Origin of the sequence: Solibacillus sp. FSL K6-1554, from assembly GCF_038005185.1 — a bacterium.
In the GTDB taxonomy this organism is placed as follows: Bacteria; Bacillota; Bacilli; order Bacillales_A; family Planococcaceae; genus Solibacillus; species Solibacillus silvestris.
In genome coordinates, this window is the sequence record NZ_JBBOSS010000001.1 from 2,507,976 (window position 1) to 2,525,788 (window position 17,813).

Genomic DNA, 17,813 nt, shown 5'->3' on the forward strand with positions numbered 1-17,813 from the left:
CATGTGCGCTTTATTTCAAGTACGATAAAATTACAAACCATTATATTAGTAGTTTCGAGGAGGAACGAAAGCATGAATATTTACGATATTCCTGTTAAGACAGAAAAAGGCGAGCAATATGAATTAGATCGATATAAAGGCCAAGTAATGATGATTGTCAACACCGCAAGCAAGTGCGGATTTACAAATCAGTTTACACAGCTGGAAGAATTATACGAAAAATATAAGGAAGAAGGATTTGTCGTACTCGGCTTCCCTTCCGACCAATTTAAACAGGAGTTGTCTTCCGGGGAGGAAGCTGCCGAATTTTGCCGCTTGGATTACGGTGTAACGTTCCCGATGCACGAAATGATAAAAGTGAACGGTGCAGAAGCCCATCCATTATTTAAACATTTATCCTCCGAAGCAAAAGGTCTTTTAGGACAATCGGTAAAGTGGAATTTCACGAAGTTTTTAGTCGACCGTGATGGGAATGTCATTAAACGTTATGCACCACAAGATTCACCGACAAAAGCAGAAAACGATATTGCAAAACTACTTTAAGGGTCACTTATATATAATAGAAGAAAGCAGTCGAATATTATATTCGACTGCTCTTTTAAAATAAGAATTCCTCTTCCTCTGTTAGTTCCAAATATAATGGCATAACGATGAAAAACATCGCCGGGACATAAAAAGCCAGACTTAGAATAGTTAATGAAATCGGTAACCCAAACGAAGAAGAAAAAATAATCGTTGGCGTAGTAAGCATCGATAAGCCCCCAATTATTTGACGGTATTTTTTAGAATAAAACAGTTTTTGTCTACAAGAAGGGCAACGCAATTCCAGTTGAAACTTACATACCATTTTTCTCTGCTCTTTTTTAGAATACGAATAACCGCAATGCGGACAGCATACTTTCCCTGTTCTATTGCGGGCAAAGTAAAATAAAAGTACGATTTGCAAAATATTTATAAGCATGAAAATACTAAGTTTCAGCCACTGGATGTCTACTTCAAACCTCTGAATTAGGCTCCCGATTGCATAGACGATAAACGGTGAAAGAATGATAAGCAAATAGCGCCATCTATAAACTGTTTCACGAAGGTTGCGTATTTTCGGTTTTTGCCATCGCTTCATCGTAAAGAAAACAATTGTGGCAAGCACACCGTTGAGAATTAGCAGTAAACTAATGATGGCCACATGTTTGCCTCTTCTTATAACTTCAGCTGAATGTTCGTTTTCATAACTCTCCGTTACAGGATATGATGCTTGATTAAGAGGTGAAACGAACGGATCATTCGTGATCAAATATAAGAAAAACAGTGCCGTAAATACAAAAATTGGAGCAATCACAATCGTCCAGTTCTTATGACGTTTCGGGCGTTTGGAATGATCGATCGTTTGCATTAAATTTATCTTCTGTTGTTCCGTTAATTGCACTCTACTTAATTCTTGCTGCCACTTCTCCTTAATCATCATCCATCACCTCCACGCTTAATTTTGGCTTTAATTTTACTCTTGCCCGCTGCAATCGCGATTTCACAGTCGATACTGCCAACTCTAATAACTCGGCGATTTCAAAAACTGTCATATCCTCATAATAATAGAGTAATAATACTTCCCGATCTTTAACCGGTAACGAAAGTACAGCAGCGGTTATTTCACCTTGTAATTCCTTCTCGACATAGATTTGTTCCGCACCTTTTTCATATTGCTGAAAAAACTGAGCAATAAAGAACTTCTTATTTTTCCAGCTTCGTAAATAATCATAGCTGCGGTTAATCGTCATTTTCACTAAATATGTTTTAATCGATGCTTTCTGTTCAAACTGATCGGATTTATGATAATAGTTTACAAATACGTCTTGAACAACTTCTTCAGCTGCTAAACGATCCTTTGTATAGATAAAAGCAATGCGGTACAAATAGTCACTGTATGTATCAATTAGCTTCTCAATTTCCACTAGCCGCCCTCCTTTCACCCTTATAGACGGAATTTATTAAAAATTGGACGCATTTTTATGTGAATTCACTAAAAAAACGCCTAACCAATGCACGATTAGGCGAATCTTTTATGGTTGAAAACTTAATAAAGCTTCTTTTGCGGCTTCAATATTATCTTCAGTAAAAGGTGTTTTCTCCATGTGGCAATTTGTTCCACAGCATTTGCCAAAACGAGCTTCGAATAAAATGGCAGCTTCGGTACAATCGCCACAAGACACCAGTAAATCCACATATCATCATCTCCAAGCAGCACCTCTTCAACAAGTGGTGTTAGTTCATTGGGATAATGAAGCAGCAGTTCTACCATTGGCTCGGCGATCGGCCAGTTCATATCTTGCACCCAATCAAGCAGCTGCGGCAATAATGGAATGACCGATTCTACTTCCATTGTCCCCAGTTTCTCTACTGCTGCAATATCATGTTTATCTTTTGGAATCATGCTAATACTTCTACCTTCTTTAAGAACATGCTAATCATGTCCTTACCACGTTCTGTTCCGATTGACTCAGGGTGGAATTGCAGTCCATATACCGGATATTGCTTATGTTGAATGGCCATTATTTCCCCATCATCTGCGCTTGTAGCGACAATGTGGAAATCTTCGTGCAATGTTTGTTTTTCAATGATTAGCGAATGATATCGCATCACTTCTACTTCTCGTTCAAATTGTGCAAACAAACCCGTTTTTTCAAACTGCAGCAGGCTCGTTTTCCCGTGCATAATATTTTTGGCACGGCTCACCGTTGCACCAAACGCTTCGCCAATCGATTGATGGCCGAGGCAGATTCCCAATATCGGAATCTCTTTGTAAAGATCGCGGATTATTTCAATGACAATCCCTGCGTCTTTCGGTTCCCCGGGTCCTGGAGAAATAACAATCGCTTTCGGCTGCAATGCGCGGATTTCCTCAACTGTGATGGCATCATTTCGAATAATTTTTACGTCTTCTCCAAACTGTGCAATTTGGTGATACAGATTATACGTAAATGAATCGTAATTATCGATCAGTAAAATCATTTGCGCACCTCCAGCAATGCTTTTGCTTTATTTAACGTTTCTTCAAATTCCAATTCAGGGACAGAATCATAAACAATCCCTGCACCTGCCTGAACATAAGCTTTCTCATCTTTTATTATCATTGTACGGATTGCAAGGGCTAAATCCATATCCCCCGAAGTCGATAAATATCCAATAGCACCCGCATAAATCCCGCGCTTTCTCTTTTCCAGCTCATTAATAATTTGCATCGCACGAATTTTCGGTGCACCTGATACAGTACCTGCAGGCAGGCTTGATGCAATGACATCGACTAAGTGGGCATCGTCCCGTAATTTACCTGTTACTTCAGAAACGATGTGCATCACATATTTATATTTTTCTATTTCCATATATTTTGTAACAGCTACTGTTCCAACCTGCGCAACCCGGCCAACATCATTTCGTCCTAAATCAACAAGCATTTTATGCTCGGCTATTTCCTTTTCGTCTTGCAGCAATGCATTTGCGATTGCTTCATCTTCCTGTGCATTTTGTCCACGTGGCTTTGTACCGGCAATTGGATTTGTTGTGACAAGCCCTTTTTGAACTTTCACGAGACTTTCCGGTGATGTGCCAAGAACCGTATAATCCCCGAATTCCATAAAGAACATATACGGCGAGGCATTTGACGTCCGTAGTTTGCGGTAAAGCGTCAATGCATTTTCACGGTAATCAGCTTCAAACGTTTGTGACAAAACAACTTGGAAAATGTCGCCATTACGTATATGCTGCTTTGCAGTTTCAACCATTTCAATAAAGCGTTCTTTTTTAATTGTCGGTGCGAACTGTACATCGATTTCTGCTGTGTGCTTATATGAAACAGATGACATCATCATTCGCTCGATATCATCCACTTTTTGTTGCATGAAATCCATCGAATGCCCCACCTGAAACAGATCCATTGCTACAATGGATACTTGCTGTAGCAGATGATCGATGACGATGAATGTTTCATAAAAATAAACATGAACATCCGGCATATTGTATACATCGCCTACAATTTCCCCGATTTGTTCAAAATGATATGCTGTTTCATAACCAAAATAACCGATTGCCCCGCCAAAAAAGGCGAATGGAGCATCTTCTTTTTGAAGTGGCAATAGCTCCCTCAACAAAGTTAATACTGGTTTCTGCTCTGCCGTCAGCTCCGGATTATGGATAGAATAAGAACCGGATTCCGCATTCCCTTTCAGTTCACCAACGGGATTAAAGGCGATGAAGGAATAGCGCCCGTTTTGCTTAAATTTTGCATTGGATTCGAATAATACTTTTTTCGTTCCAACAATCGATTCAAAAATCGAAATAGGCGTGTACGTATCGCCATTTACCTGCTTCATTACATACTTATCTGTCTTTACTGCCATACTCATCTCTCCTCAGCTTTTCTTTTTTGTGAACACAAAAAGGCCCTTTCGTATTTAAAGGACGAAAGAGCCGTGGTGCCACCTTTATTGACTAAATTAATTAGTCCACTCAAAACTCGTAACGTGAGCGCTACGGCACAGCATTTCCTCTGTGCAGCTAGAAAGTCCATTCATAAAGTACGTTTACCGACTTCCACCAACCGTCAGCTCTCTATAAAACGCTGCTTTACTACTCTTTTTTCATCATCGCTTTTACTATACTTGCTATTGTATCGTTTCAGCCTGAGTTTTACAAACTATTTTAAATTAACTGTAAATATAAAGTTGCCCATGTGATTTTGCATAGTACAGACTCGCATCGGCAAAGGCGGCTAATTGTTCATACGATAATTCTTCTTGTGGAAGTTGATCTGAATGGATAAATCCAAAATGAATCGGAATTTCTACGACTCCTGATGTCGAATGAACAACACTCATTCGAAGTTTCTCCTCCAGTTTCATCAACAATTTAAAAAAATCCGCTTCCGAAATATTTTGGATAAAAGCTTCCCCTGTATTTTTTGTTAATACATTCACTTTTGCATTATGTTCAAAAATATTCGAATAAATTGATTCAAATAATGTAAATAACAACTGCTCTGTGAATAAACTGCCGAACAACTCTTCAATTTTGTCCGTTATAAAGCACCAATGAATACAGTAAAGCGCCTCATTATTTGTAAGTGCCTGTTTTACATATTGGATCGTACTCTCTTTTGAAACAACATGAGGATATTTGATTTTAAGCGCGGTCGTTTCTTCTTCAAAAAATAAATCATCATGTATATTCCGTATTTTGCGTATATTTTCCGGCTCTCTTTTGTTCGTTTCAATCAGCTGCTGCATTTCCTCCCTATATCGGAAATGCTTCATTAGGCCAAAACGCTCCAGATACCTTTCAACTACCGACAATAATACAAAGTTACGCTGTTTTTCCAACTGTAAAAAAGCCTGCTCAAATAATTTCAGACTTTCTTGTCTTTGCCCAGAATTATAGTTTAAAATCGCTTCCGCAAAAAGCAGACTTCCCTCATAGTAAGGATGTTTACCTGTGAGCTGTTGTAAAATGCCATGCTTTATCCGATTAAATTCCACGTCATTATTTGTTGATGCATAATAATAGAGTGCTCCAAAATAACCTCGGACGATCGTCGCATTGATTGAAGTTAGTTTTTGTTTATAAAATTCCGCCAAACGAATGGCGATCGTTGCTTTTTCCGAGTCATTTGTATAACGGTACTGTGCCGCCAAATTGAAGTAGTTGATAACGACAAGTTCATCATTCTGTAAAAAGTGGGCATATTCAAGCGATTTTTTTGCTGCTTCAATTGATTCATCATGATGTTTTGTAAAGATATGTTCGAGACTGTATAAGTAGTAGTAGATCATCTTATTATCACTGTTTCCATATGTTAAGCAAAGCTTTTCATAATCATCCATGACCGCGTGAAAATTTCGATAGCTGCCTATTTCAAAATATGCTGAGGCCAAATATTCATAACATAGAAGAGCTTCATCATATCTCTTTTCTTCGAGAGTAGTCGGCAATGTAATTGTGCTAAACTGAATCACTTCCATATATTTCAGCTCTATAAATGAATTACGTAAATGTTCGATTTGGTTTAAAATTTTCATGATACTCGCCCACCCCAATCATTTATCAATCCAAATACAGCTTCATAAATTTCACTTGCCTCATCAATTGCTTGTTCAAATATAAGTTTGAGTGGCTGTTCATGTTCCTCCATAATTTCCTGCAATTCTTTTACTACCGTACTTTGCAATAACGCCAGTTGTTTCGGGTAATTTTCAACTTCTATATATTTCGAATCATAGTAAGGTCGTAAACTTTTATCTTTGAATTCTCTAAGGGCTAGAAAGTTTATCGCAATTTCTTCATTTTTCTTCATTTTCTCTAAAACAAACTGATCGAGTTTCAAATAAATATATATCGCACAGATAAATGCCAGTTTGTCGTTCTCATATAACGCAAGCTGAATATAACGTTTTATTTGAAAGTTTTTAATTCTATCTAGTAAATAATTCCGCATTGGATAAATCATAATGTTTTCGGGATGAGCAATACGGTCAGCCTCTTCTGTATTCAGTAAATACCAAATATCAAATATTATGATAGAACGCTGGTATGAATCCTCACTGAAAGGTAGTATTAACGTGAACAAGTCAAGTTCATCTATCAATTGTTGAAATTGGCACATTTTTTCATCAGAAATTAAAAACATGCAATCTGCTACATCTATTTTAGCGTCCATGTAAAATATCCCACCTCAAATAACTGTCAGTTTCATCCATCATATCATAAACTTATAGCTGTGAAGTATTTCATTTCGTTATCATTTTATTAAAAAAAGTGATGTGCTGGAAACTTCTTTTCCAGCACATCACTTTTCATCTTTTCGGGAGAAAATGTTAAATTTAGTTCGAACGTTGGCAAATCATATCATATAAATACTTAGCTTGTTCAAATTCAGGCTGCAATGTATAAGCCTGTTTCAAATGATACTTTGCTTTATCGGTATCTGTTGTAGCTACCGCGTATAATACACCTAAATTATAATGCGCATCTGCATTATTCCAGTCTTCTTCAATTACAAATTCCAGCTCCGGCTTCGCAAAATCGAACATTTCCAAAGAGCAGAGCAAAATTCCGTATGCTAAACGAATTTGCAGATCTTTTGGCGCAAGCTCTGCCGCACGCTGCATAAATGGCAGGGCCAACTTGAATTGCTGTTCCCGCTCAAAAGATTTAGCCAGCATATAACAGGCATCTGCCCCTTCGATTCCGTAATCGATCGATTTTTGATATAGTTTTGCTGCTTCAGTATAGCGCTCAGCTTCGTAATATAAATTTGCCAATCCGTAATACGCTGTAGCAGCTTTTTCGTCTACTGTAATCGCCTTTTGGAAAAAACGTTCAGCACGTTCAATATCCCCCATTGCCGCAAGCAATGTACCGAAGTTCACATAGCCGATCGCATCGTTCGGCTGTGCTTCAATTGCCTGTGTAAAAGCTTGTGCAGCTTCTTCATAACGCTTTTCCTGGAATGCTTTAATCCCGATTTCATTATAGTTTGTATCCATTATGTCACCTCTATAAATATGTATAGACGCTCATTTTTAATGAACGTCTATCGTCTATTACCCTACATATGTTAATTTTTCACTATTTTTAAATACGCCATCGATTGTACCGCCACCTAGGCATTCTTCACCATCATATAATACAACCGCTTGTCCCGGTGTAATCGCTCGAACTGGTTCGGCAAATTCAATATATGCTGTACCGTCTTCACGCATAGTCACCGTTACCGGCGAGTCTTCCTGACGATAGCGGAATTTAGCCGTGCAATTAAATGTGCCCGTTTTGGCTTCACCTGTAAAGCTCATTTTTACCGCTGTCAACGCATCCGAATACAAGGCATCGTGATGGAAACCTTGGCCAACATATAATACGTTACGTGTTAGATCTTTACCGACAACAAACCAAGGTTCGCCGTCTCCGCCGATCCCTAGGCCGTGACGTTGCCCTAATGTATAGTACATTAAGCCGTCGTGCGTACCTTTTACCTCACCATCAAATGTTTCCATATTGCCCGGCTGCGCAGGTAGATACTGGCTTAAAAATTCTTTGAAATTACGTTCACCGATGAAACAGATCCCAGTTGAATCTTTTTTCTTCGCTGTTGCCAAACCTGCTTCTTCCGCAATTTTACGCACTTCAGGCTTCGGTAAATGACCAATTGGGAACATGACCTTTTCAAGCTGTTCTGAAGTTAACTGATTCAGGAAATACGTTTGGTCTTTATTATTATCAATGCCGCGAAGCATTTTCACACCATTCTCGTCATGCGCTACACGTGCATAGTGGCCTGTAGCTAAATAGTCCGCGCCAAGTGCCAGTGCATGCTCCAGGAAGGCTTTGAATTTAATTTCTTTGTTGCACATCACATCAGGATTCGGTGTACGGCCTGCTTTATATTCCTCCAGGAAGTACGTAAACACTTTGTCCCAATACTGTTTTTCAAAGTTAACTGCATAATACGGAATGCCGATTTGGTTGCATACTGCGATGACATCATCATAATCTTCTGTCGCTGTACATACACCGAATTCATCTGTATCATCCCAGTTTTTCATAAAAATACCGATTACATCATAGCCTTGCTGTTTTAATAAATAAGCGGCTACTGATGAATCAACGCCTCCACTCATTCCAATAACTACTCGAATTTGAGATGGATCTCTTGTTTCTACCATTTACTATTCACCTTTTCTTAGACAAATCGCGTAAAAGGCGCGAAGTCTTTCTTATAAATTTACGAAGTTAGACGTTTCACAATTTCAGCAGTACGCTTACCTGCTTCTCGCACTAACTCATCTGTTAATCCTAACCCAAAACTGAAGCGAATGGAACTACGAAGCTCAGGGGCGTTCTGTCCATACATTGCAACAAGTACATGGGACGGATCAATCGAACCTGCTGTACAAGCAGAACCGCTAGATACGAGTACGCCGGCCATATCCAAATTGATTAAAAATGATTCAACATCCGTCCCGGGGAAAGTCACATTCAATACATGCGGTAAAACGCTCGTTTGATGACCATTCAGATGAAAATCAATATTCGCCTGCTGGAACTGTTCGATTAAAATATTTTTGAAACCATTATACTGCTCCATACGCTGTTGTGAAGACTGTCCTGCTAACTCGGCAGCTTTTGCAAAAGCGATCACAGCCGGGACATTTTCGGTACCTGCACGGCGTTTTTTCTCCTGTGAGCCACCATAAAGGATATTTGTCAGTTTGACTCCTGTTTTTGCATATAAAAAGCCGATTCCTTTGGGACCATTAATTTTATGCGCCGAAACACTTAGTAAGTCAACGTGGAGTGCTTCAACATCCATTTTTTCCAGTCCAAATGCTTGTACAGCATCTGTATGAAATGTTGCGGTATGTTCTTTTACTATCGCACCAATTTCTGCGATAGGCTGGATTGTGCCGACTTCATTGTTACCATACATAATCGTCACTAAAATCGTATCATCACGTAAAGCCTCTTTTACCTGTTCAGCGCGGATACGTCCCGTTTGATCAACTGGTAAATACGTCACCGTGAAACCTTCTTTTTCAAGCTTTTCACACGCATGTAAAACGGCATGGTGTTCAATTGCGGTTGTGATAATATGTTTACCTTCTTTTTGGCGCGCATACGCTGTTCCAAAGATGGCCATATTATCGGCTTCTGTTCCTCCGCTTGTAAAAATAATTTCAGAGGGCTTCGCATTTAATTTGGCTGCCAAACTAGCCCGAGATTCATCCAGTGCTTTACGTGCACTGCGTCCAACTGTATGAATACTTGATGCATTACCGCTTTCCTCTGCCATTGCACGTGCCATTACATCAATTACTTCCGATGCAATTGGCGAAGTAGCGGCATGATCAAGATAAATTGAATTTTTCAAACTAACTAACTCCTTTAAATAACACTAAATGTAAAACATGTAACCGTCAGATACTTCATTATTCGTATATTTTGCCAAATCATCAATCGTCGTTGTATCCAATACATTTTTCACTGCATCCCGAATACGCATCCACAGTTCACGCTGTGGCGCTTCCTCGTTTTCAATTCCTTCAACCGGCTGGATCGGGCCTTCCAATACGCGGATGACATCAGCAGCCGAAATTTCATTAGGTTTATGTGCCAACATATAGCCGCCGTATGCACCACGAACACTTTTTACTAGACCTGCATTGCGGAGTGGAGACACTAATTGCTCTAAATACGCTTCAGATAAATCTTTATCCGCAGCAATTTGTCGCAACGGAATCGGTCCTTCACCATAATGCTTTGCCAATTCAATCATAATCGTTAAACCGTAACGCCCTTTAGTCGATATTTTCATCGTTACACCTCTTATTTTCTAGTCCTATAATATTATTCATTATAACACAACTCCTTTTAAACCACTCGGAAATACTTTATGATAATTAACAATAACCAATTTATTTAACTGAAAAGAAAAGGAGCGAAAAATTATGCAAAATGAACCGCTCGCCTATAAAATGAGACCTCGTACAATTCATGAAATTGTCGGTCAACAGCATATAATTGGATCAGCAACACCATTGTTTAGAATGATCGAAAAAGGACATGTACCTTCGATGTTGCTATACGGACCTCCGGGAGTTGGAAAAACATCGATTGCCAACGCCATTGCAGGGAGTTCGAAAATTCCGTTCTTTGCATTGAACGCAACACATGCTGGGAAGAAAGATATTGAGCAAATCGTGATGGACGCGCGTATGAGCGGTAAAGTCCTCTTATTTTTAGATGAAATCCACCGCTTCAACAAACTTCAGCAAGATACATTGCTGCCGCATGTGGAAAACGGTTCAATCGTCTTAATCGGGGCAACAACGGAAAACCCGTTCCATGATGTAAACCCTGCCATCCGTTCGCGCTGCGGGGAAATATTACAATTGGAACGCTTAACAGGCGATGATATCATTCAACTACTCAATCAGGCATTGGCAGATAAAGAACGTGGGCTTGGACATTTAGAAATTGATATAACCGAACAGCAAATCGAAAAAATTGCCAATGCTTCCAACGGAGATGCCAGAAAAGCATTAACCCTTTTGGAATCGGTCTATTATGCTTCAGATGAAAAAGACGGAGTAACTATTATCAACGATAATGCGATCGACGCACTTGCAAAAAGAATTGGGGTTTTTGGGGATAAAGGGGGCTCTCATTTCTATAACTTATTGTCTGCCCTTCAAAAATCGGTACGAGGCAGCGATCCAAATGCTGCGCTCTATTATTTGGCTCATTTGCTCGAAAATGGGGACTTAGTTGCAGTATGTCGAAGACTGCTCGTCATGGCCTATGAAGATATCGGACTTGCGAATCCTAGTGTCGGAGCACATGTGCAGGCAGCGACGGAAGCTGCCGTGAAACTCGGGTTGCCGGAAGCACGCATACCACTTGCAACCGCTGTCGTTGAAATGTGTTTATCGGACAAATCGAATTCAGCCTATAAAGCATTGGATTCAGCGATTGCAGCAATTCATGAAGGGAAAACCGGTGATATACCGAACCATCTAAAAGATGCTCATTATGCGGGTGCGGCAGAACTCGGTCATGTCGGTTACAAATACCCTCACGATTCCCCTCTTGGAACATTTGGTGGCTGGGTGCAACAGCAATATTTACCGGATGAATTGGCAGGTACCGAATTTTATAAGCCCGTCATAGCAGGTGAAGAAAAAAGAATGGCCGCTATATATGAGAAGCTAAAATCCTTTAAGAAATAAAAGACAATTTATAACGAATACAAAAAGAGTCATTTTCAAATCAATGAAAATGACTCTTTTATATTTTACTTTTCGTATGACTCTGCAAATTTCTTAAATGCTTTAATACACTGCTCCACATTGTCGGCAACAGTCAGCTTAACTTCTTCACCGCTTAACTGGTAAATACTCTTTTGAATCTCCGAAAGCAATTCTTCATTATTTTCAGTATGCGCGTTTGGAATACAGCTCGCACTTAACTCATAAAACTTACTCACATGTGCACGTGCATCCATATCATCTTCCGCAATTAAATTGGCATGCGCTAAACCGGTAAAGTATAAAAGTTTTGAAGCAATATCCATATAAAGCGTCCAATAAGTAGTGCTTGATGGCAGTTCCCCGTCATTTTTAGCAATGAAATAATTAAAATTATTCGCTACTTTGTGCAATAATCCATCAAGCTGCTCAAAAGCTTTCGACCAATTTGGTTTTGTATCGATATTTTCAAAAACGATTGTATCCATCTTCAACTGCAGACTCGGCAAATTCAATAAATCATTTTTCATTTCGATTGTCATTCTATCGTTCCTCCTTGCATCCCCATGCATATTATCAATACAATCTAACTATAGCAAAAAAAAGGAATTTTTCTTCAAAAACGAAAAAATCATTAAAATCCTGCCATATTTTTGCCATAATTATTCTCTTAATAGAATATTATGTCATTTGCCATTTAAAGATTCACCCGTCAAACGGGAAAAGTACTTTTCATACAATAACTTCTCTATATTTATATAGTCGTTTTTAAATACAACCATCTCACCCAGTTTATAGATTTTAACGGAAGGGCCTGAACTGTAAAAAAACCAATTAAATGATTCAATCCATACATCTAAATTTTTTTCATCATTGCTCAAAAATAATTGCTTTTCTTTTATTACATTCGCCATTTTCCAGAAACCTTCACTTAGCTTGAAGTTTTTCGTTAAAAAATCATATTCAGGTTCAACAATATGATCGGTGTCATAAATGTGAATCGTATTTAAATCGACATCAATTGCAATTTCCACTGAGCCGATCACATCATGTAAATTCAAACCCCGGTATTCCAATTGTTGTATGACCATTTCTTAAGCTCCATTTCTTAAACATTTTTATTGTTTTATCACAATAATATTGTATTCCATTTAATGAATAACCATTCATGACAAAACCACTTTATGAGGAAATTTTTGTATAAACTAATATAAGTATGTAATTTAATACGCAATAATTTGATTAACGGAAAGATAACTTTGATGATTCATTAATTGTCTAATGACGTTTTAGATGTAAAAACAACGTTTAAATCAATAAATATCATTTAACAATTCCTCAATAAAAAAGATGTGTTAAAAGGTTTCGAAATCCCTTTTACACATCCTTTCATTTATGGAAGTTTACGAATTACCCTTGAACACGTTTAATTTCGATATCTTTTAAAATCGTATTAATAACCCAGCTTGCTGCAATTAATCCGGCAACAGAAGGTACGAATGCATTAGATGAAGGTGGTAATTGTGCTTTGCGGATTTCCGCTTCAGGCTTTCCTACATATTGTGCAACGTCCGGACGTACGACAATTGGGGATTCGTCTGAAAATACAACAGTTACACCTTTTTTAATGCCTTCTTTACGCAGTTTAGTACGGATTACTTTTGCCAGTGGATCTGTATGCGTTTTTGAAATATCGGCAATTTGGAATCGTGTAGGATCCATTTTATTGGCAGCACCCATGCTTGAGATAATTGGAATGTTGCGTTTTAAACATTCTTTCATAATATGGATTTTGTACATAACTGTATCGGATGCATCGATTACATAATCAATTCCTTGTGCGAAAAACTGTTCATACGTTTCTTCTGTATAAAACATATGCATATCAATTACTTCACACTCCGGGTTAATATCTGCAATCCGTTCTTTCATAATAGCAGATTTTGATTTTCCAACTGTTGATAGATATGCAACTAATTGACGATTGACATTCGTAATATCAACATTATCTTTATCTACTAATATGATACGGCCAATCCCGCTGCGTGCACATGCTTCTGCCGCAAACGAGCCTACACCGCCTACACCTAAAATTGCGACTGTCGTTTCTTTCAGCTTTTCTAACCCTTCTGTTCCAATAGCTAACTCGTTTCGTGAAAATTGATGTAACATCTAATTTTACCCCTCAATCTTTATCATTCTACTAGGCATTATAACGACATCATATACGAGATGCAAGCAACAATCTAATGACAGAAAGCAGCATTTCCCATAATATCATTTCAGGAATGCTCCAATTCCAGTTATTATAACAAAATAAAAATACTCTTCTACATAAAAGTAGAAGAGTAAAATTAGAAATGGACGAATCCCAAAAATGCCGTCTTGCTACAACATCGTTTTGATCCCGCGTCTATAGCAAGGGGGTGCACTAATCGCAGCGTTAAACTTCCCGCTCCAAATGGGGCATGTTTGCTTCTACGGTAATAGTAGCTCCCAACGATTTATTGTTCGGTCAAAAGTGTTTAGTAACAAATATAGCGACGAACACATCAGGATTCGTATTAGTGTTATATTAACACCAATATTCTGATTATTCAATCGAAAACATTCCATTCTTATAAATTATTAAAATTGTACTAATTTTTTAGAATAATATGGTTCCAATTTACTTTATTTAAAAAGGTACTTCTTCCCGTGAGAAGAAGTACCTTAACATTTATTTTTTTGCTGTCGCTGCGATACGTAAGCTTAACTCTTCAAGCTGTGCATCTGAAACTTGTGATGGTGCATCTGTTAATAAACAGCTAGCTGTTGCCGTTTTAGGGAATGCAATTGTATCACGTAAGTTTGTACGGCCAGCAAGAAGCATTACTAATCGGTCAAGTCCCATCGCCAAACCACCATGTGGAGGAACGCCGTAGTCAAATGCTTCAAGTAAGAAGCCGAACTGTGCACGCGCTTCTTCTTCAGTAAATCCAAGCAGTTCAAACATTTTTGCTTGTAAATCCGGCTCATAAATACGTAGTGATCCGCCGCCAAGCTCATAACCGTTTAATACGATATCATATGCCTGTGCACGAACTTCTTTAGGGTTTGTATTCATTAACTCTAAATCTTCATCAAATGGGCGAGTGAATGGATGGTGGGCCGCATAGTAACGACCTTCCGCCTCATCGTATTCGAATAATGGCCAATCAACAATCCATAAAAATTCGAATTTCGACTCATCGATTAAGCCTAGTTCTTTTCCTAATTTTAAACGTAATGCGCCAAGTGCGTCTGCAACTACAGAAGATTTGTCTGCAACGAATAATAATAAGTCACCAGCCTGTGCTTGTGTTGCTTGGATGATTGTGTCAGCTGCTTCGCCTTCAAAGAACTTCGCAATCGGGCCATTCAAGCCTTCTTCTGTCACTTTTAACCATGCTAACCCTTTTGCCCCGTAACGGCCTGCAAACTCGCCTAATGCATCAATATCTTTACGTGAATAGTTTGCTGCTGCGCCTTTTACATTGATTGCCTTCACTTCACCGCCATTTGCCACTGCGTTAGCAAATACACCGAATGCTGATTCTTTTACGATGTCTGAAAGCTGTTTTAATTCCAGTCCGAAACGAACATCTGGTTTATCTGAACCGAAACGATCCATTGCTTCTTTATAGCTCATGCGCGGGAATGGTGTAACGACATCAATGCCTTTTACATCTTTCATAACTTGAGTAAGAAGACGTTCGTTCATTTCAATAATTTCATCCATTGATAAGAATGAAGTTTCGATGTCGACTTGTGTAAATTCCGGCTGACGGTCTGCACGCAAATCTTCATCCCGGAAACAACGAGCAATTTGGAAGTACTTCTCAAAGCCACCTACCATTAATAGCTGTTTAAATAACTGTGGTGATTGCGGTAATGCATAAAATTCACCATCATGTACACGAGATGGAACTAAATAGTCACGTGCTCCTTCTGGTGTTGATTTCGTTAAAATTGGTGTTTCCACTTCCAGGAAGCCTTCGTTTTGTAAGAAATTGCGGATTGTACGTGTTACATCAGAGCGCATCTTAAATGTGTCATACATTACAGGGCGACGTAAATCCAAATAGCGGTATTTCAAACGTAACTCTTCCGAAACTTCCGCATTGTTATCGATTGCGAATGGCGGGTTTTTTGCTTCATTAATAATCGTCAGTTCAGAAGCCACCACTTCGATTTCGCCTGTCTTCATATTTTTGTTAATTTGGGAAGCATCACGTAAAACTACTGTACCTTTTACTTCAATGACAAATTCATTACGAATTTTATTGGCAAGTTCTAAAGCGTCTTTCGCTTGATCACCGAAAACTACCTGTACGATCCCTTCACGGTCACGCATATCCACGAAAATTAATCCGCCTAAATCACGACGTTTTTGTACCCAACCTTTTAATACAACTTCCTGTCCCGCTTCTGCAGCTGTTACTAAGCCACATGCATGTGTTCTTTGCGCCATTGTTATTCCTCCAACTATTTGTTTTCTAAAACGTATTGGACAAGCTGACCGAATTCCACTTTTGTCTGATCGCCTGTTTCCATTGTTTTGACGTTTACTGCTTGCTCTTCTAATTCTGACTCACCTAATACAATGACAAATTTCGCATTCGCACGGTCAGCAGCTTTCATTTGCGCTTTCATTTTCCGGTCCAAATAATCCATATCTGCTGAAATGCCTTTTGCGCGGAACGAACTTACAAGTTCCACTGCTTTGAGTTTAGCTTCTTCACCCATTGCCACAACATACATTTCCAGATTATTTCCCGTTGCAAGCTCGATGTTTTTTGCTTCAAGCGCTAATAATAATCGTTCAATTGATAGGGCAAAACCGATACCAGGTGATTCCGGTCCGCCAATATCTTCAACTAAACCGTTATAGCGCCCGCCACCGCAAAGTGTCGTAATTGAACCGAACCCTTCACCGGTAATCATAATTTCAAACGCCGTATGATTATAGTAATCAAGACCACGTACTAAGTTAGGATCCACTTCATAGGAAATGCCCAGTACATCCAAATATTGTTTTACTTTCGTGAAGTATTCTGCAGAAGAATCCGTCAAATAATTTGTTAAAGCCGGTGCAGTAGCCATTGCCGGGTGTTTAGCATCTACTTTACAATCTAAAATACGTAAAGGATTTTTCTCCAGACGGCTTTGACAATCACTGCAAAGCTCCCCAACAACCGGAGTGAAATGCTCAATTAACGCACTGCGGTGCGCATCACGAGTATCTTTGTCACCTAATGAATTAATGACTAATTTTAAATCGGACAAACCAAGTGTTGTATAGACATCCATTGCAAGTGCCATTACTTCCGCATCAATTGCCGGATCAGCTGAGCCGATTGCTTCTACACCAAACTGTACGAATTGGCGATAGCGTCCTGCCTGTTGACGTTCATAACGGAACATTGGACCTGTATAATAAAGTTTGACAGGTTGATCTGCCTGACCGAACATTTTATGCTCCACGTATGCACGTACCGCTGAAGCTGTTCCTTCTGGACGTAATGTTAACGAACGATTTCCTTTGTCCGTAAATGTATACATTTCTTTTTGTACGATATCCGTTGTATCGCCTACACCGCGTTGAAACAGTTCTGTTGATTCAAACATTGGTGTGCGAATTTCGTTATAGCGATATTTTTCACATAAATCACGGATGACACGTTCTACATACTGCCATTTTTCGGATTGACCCGGTAAAATATCCTGTGTTCCTTTTGGTACTTTAAAATTCATAAAAGCACTCCTCTCTTAATTGACCAAACACATTGCGAGCTGAAGAAAGAAGAAAATAAAAAAAGCTTTCGTCCCTTGCAAAAACTGCAAGGGACGAAAGCTTGTAAATTCTTCCGCGGTTCCACCCTAATTGATGTATCTCTACATCCTCTCGAATTCGGATAACGGCCGATTCCGTCTTCCCCTACTAGAAAAAATTTTTCGAGGAAACGCCTCTCAACTGTTGTTCACATGTTACATACTGCAGGAAAG

At 38.9% G+C, this 17,813-nt stretch carries 18 protein-coding genes, 1 other RNA gene and 2 other annotated features (1 of these 21 only partly in view); of the genes, 2 read left to right on the top strand and 17 right to left on the bottom strand.

Annotated elements, in window-relative coordinates; translation table 11 throughout:
• Nucleotides 1-72: 72 nt before the first annotated feature.
• A complete protein-coding gene (locus MHB58_RS12490; protein WP_014823425.1) occupies nucleotides 73-543 on the top strand; it encodes a glutathione peroxidase in 471 nt (156 codons plus the stop codon).
• Between the two features lie 55 nt (nucleotides 544-598).
• Here MHB58_RS12490 and MHB58_RS12495 read toward each other — a convergent pair whose 3' ends face one another.
• The 11 genes from MHB58_RS12495 to cymR all read right to left on the bottom strand — a co-directional run bounded on the left by MHB58_RS12495 (nucleotide 599) and on the right by cymR (nucleotide 10,354).
• Nucleotides 599-1,462 (bottom strand): hypothetical protein, encoded by an 864-nt coding sequence (locus MHB58_RS12495; protein WP_340735347.1) that lies wholly within the window; start codon nucleotides 1,460-1,462, stop codon nucleotides 599-601.
• Nucleotides 1,452-1,946: an RNA polymerase sigma factor gene (locus tag MHB58_RS12500; RefSeq protein WP_065215667.1), complete on the bottom strand. Its 495-nt coding sequence runs from the start codon at nucleotides 1,944-1,946 to the stop codon at nucleotides 1,452-1,454. Before MHB58_RS12500 ends, MHB58_RS12495 begins: the two co-directional genes overlap by 11 nt.
• A gap of 122 nt (nucleotides 1,947-2,068) precedes the next feature.
• The gene (locus MHB58_RS12505) at nucleotides 2,069-2,425 is read right to left on the bottom strand and encodes a DUF5071 domain-containing protein (protein WP_340735348.1); all 357 of its coding nucleotides are present in this window, start codon (nucleotides 2,423-2,425) and stop codon (nucleotides 2,069-2,071) included.
• Nucleotides 2,422-3,003 carry an anthranilate synthase component II gene (locus MHB58_RS12510; protein WP_340735349.1) on the bottom strand — a complete coding sequence of 194 codons (582 nt, stop codon included), beginning with the start codon at nucleotides 3,001-3,003 and terminating at the stop codon, nucleotides 2,422-2,424. Before MHB58_RS12510 ends, MHB58_RS12505 begins: the two co-directional genes overlap by 4 nt.
• A complete protein-coding gene (gene trpE, locus MHB58_RS12515) occupies nucleotides 3,000-4,388 on the bottom strand; it encodes an anthranilate synthase component I (protein ID WP_340735350.1) in 1,389 nt (462 codons plus the stop codon). The genes MHB58_RS12510 and trpE overlap by 4 nt, the downstream gene beginning before the upstream one ends.
• A gap of 54 nt (nucleotides 4,389-4,442) precedes the next feature.
• Nucleotides 4,443-4,644 (bottom strand) — a binding site (T-box leader).
• Between the two features lie 50 nt (nucleotides 4,645-4,694).
• Complete coding sequence (locus tag MHB58_RS12520) at nucleotides 4,695-6,062, bottom strand: hypothetical protein (protein WP_340735351.1); 1,368 nt, start codon at nucleotides 6,060-6,062, stop codon at nucleotides 4,695-4,697.
• Complete coding sequence (locus MHB58_RS12525) at nucleotides 6,059-6,700, bottom strand: hypothetical protein (RefSeq protein ID WP_008408535.1); 642 nt, start codon at nucleotides 6,698-6,700, stop codon at nucleotides 6,059-6,061. Before MHB58_RS12525 ends, MHB58_RS12520 begins: the two co-directional genes overlap by 4 nt.
• A gap of 163 nt (nucleotides 6,701-6,863) precedes the next feature.
• Entirely contained in the window at nucleotides 6,864-7,529 is a 666-nt protein-coding gene (locus MHB58_RS12530) for a tetratricopeptide repeat protein (RefSeq protein WP_340735352.1), read from the bottom strand.
• Nucleotides 7,530-7,586: 57 nt separating this feature from the next.
• Entirely contained in the window at nucleotides 7,587-8,705 is a 1,119-nt protein-coding gene (mnmA, locus tag MHB58_RS12535) for a tRNA 2-thiouridine(34) synthase MnmA (protein ID WP_008408537.1), read from the bottom strand.
• A 59-nt stretch (nucleotides 8,706-8,764) separates the two neighbouring features.
• Nucleotides 8,765-9,910, bottom strand: coding sequence for a cysteine desulfurase family protein (locus MHB58_RS12540; RefSeq protein ID WP_340735353.1), 1,146 nt, complete (start codon nucleotides 9,908-9,910; stop codon nucleotides 8,765-8,767).
• A 24-nt stretch (nucleotides 9,911-9,934) separates the two neighbouring features.
• Nucleotides 9,935-10,354 carry a cysteine metabolism transcriptional regulator CymR gene (gene cymR / locus MHB58_RS12545; RefSeq protein WP_008408540.1) on the bottom strand — a complete coding sequence of 140 codons (420 nt, stop codon included), beginning with the start codon at nucleotides 10,352-10,354 and terminating at the stop codon, nucleotides 9,935-9,937.
• 133 nt (nucleotides 10,355-10,487) lie between these two features.
• Between cymR and MHB58_RS12550 the strand changes: the two genes are divergently transcribed.
• A complete protein-coding gene (locus tag MHB58_RS12550) occupies nucleotides 10,488-11,768 on the top strand; it encodes a replication-associated recombination protein A (protein ID WP_065215662.1) in 1,281 nt (426 codons plus the stop codon).
• A 65-nt stretch (nucleotides 11,769-11,833) separates the two neighbouring features.
• Here the strand turns inward: MHB58_RS12550 and MHB58_RS12555 are convergent, their stop codons facing one another.
• The 6 genes from MHB58_RS12555 to hisS form a co-directional block, all read right to left on the bottom strand.
• Nucleotides 11,834-12,328: a hypothetical protein gene (locus MHB58_RS12555; RefSeq protein ID WP_008408543.1), complete on the bottom strand. Its 495-nt coding sequence runs from the start codon at nucleotides 12,326-12,328 to the stop codon at nucleotides 11,834-11,836.
• 144 nt (nucleotides 12,329-12,472) lie between these two features.
• Nucleotides 12,473-12,877, bottom strand: a complete 405-nt coding sequence (locus MHB58_RS12560; RefSeq protein WP_340735354.1) for an aminopeptidase — start codon at nucleotides 12,875-12,877, stop codon at nucleotides 12,473-12,475.
• A gap of 319 nt (nucleotides 12,878-13,196) precedes the next feature.
• Nucleotides 13,197-13,958: a tRNA threonylcarbamoyladenosine dehydratase gene (locus tag MHB58_RS12565; RefSeq protein WP_008408546.1), complete on the bottom strand. Its 762-nt coding sequence runs from the start codon at nucleotides 13,956-13,958 to the stop codon at nucleotides 13,197-13,199.
• A gap of 192 nt (nucleotides 13,959-14,150) precedes the next feature.
• Nucleotides 14,151-14,348: non-coding RNA, 6S RNA (ssrS, locus tag MHB58_RS12570), on the bottom strand.
• Between the two features lie 157 nt (nucleotides 14,349-14,505).
• Nucleotides 14,506-16,278, bottom strand: a complete 1,773-nt coding sequence (gene aspS, locus MHB58_RS12575; protein WP_340735355.1) for an aspartate--tRNA ligase — start codon at nucleotides 16,276-16,278, stop codon at nucleotides 14,506-14,508.
• Nucleotides 16,279-16,292: 14 nt separating this feature from the next.
• Nucleotides 16,293-17,561, bottom strand: coding sequence for a histidine--tRNA ligase (hisS, locus tag MHB58_RS12580; RefSeq protein WP_008408549.1), 1,269 nt, complete (start codon nucleotides 17,559-17,561; stop codon nucleotides 16,293-16,295).
• Between the two features lie 86 nt (nucleotides 17,562-17,647).
• Nucleotides 17,648-17,813, bottom strand: a binding site (T-box leader) (it continues 69 nt past the right edge of the window).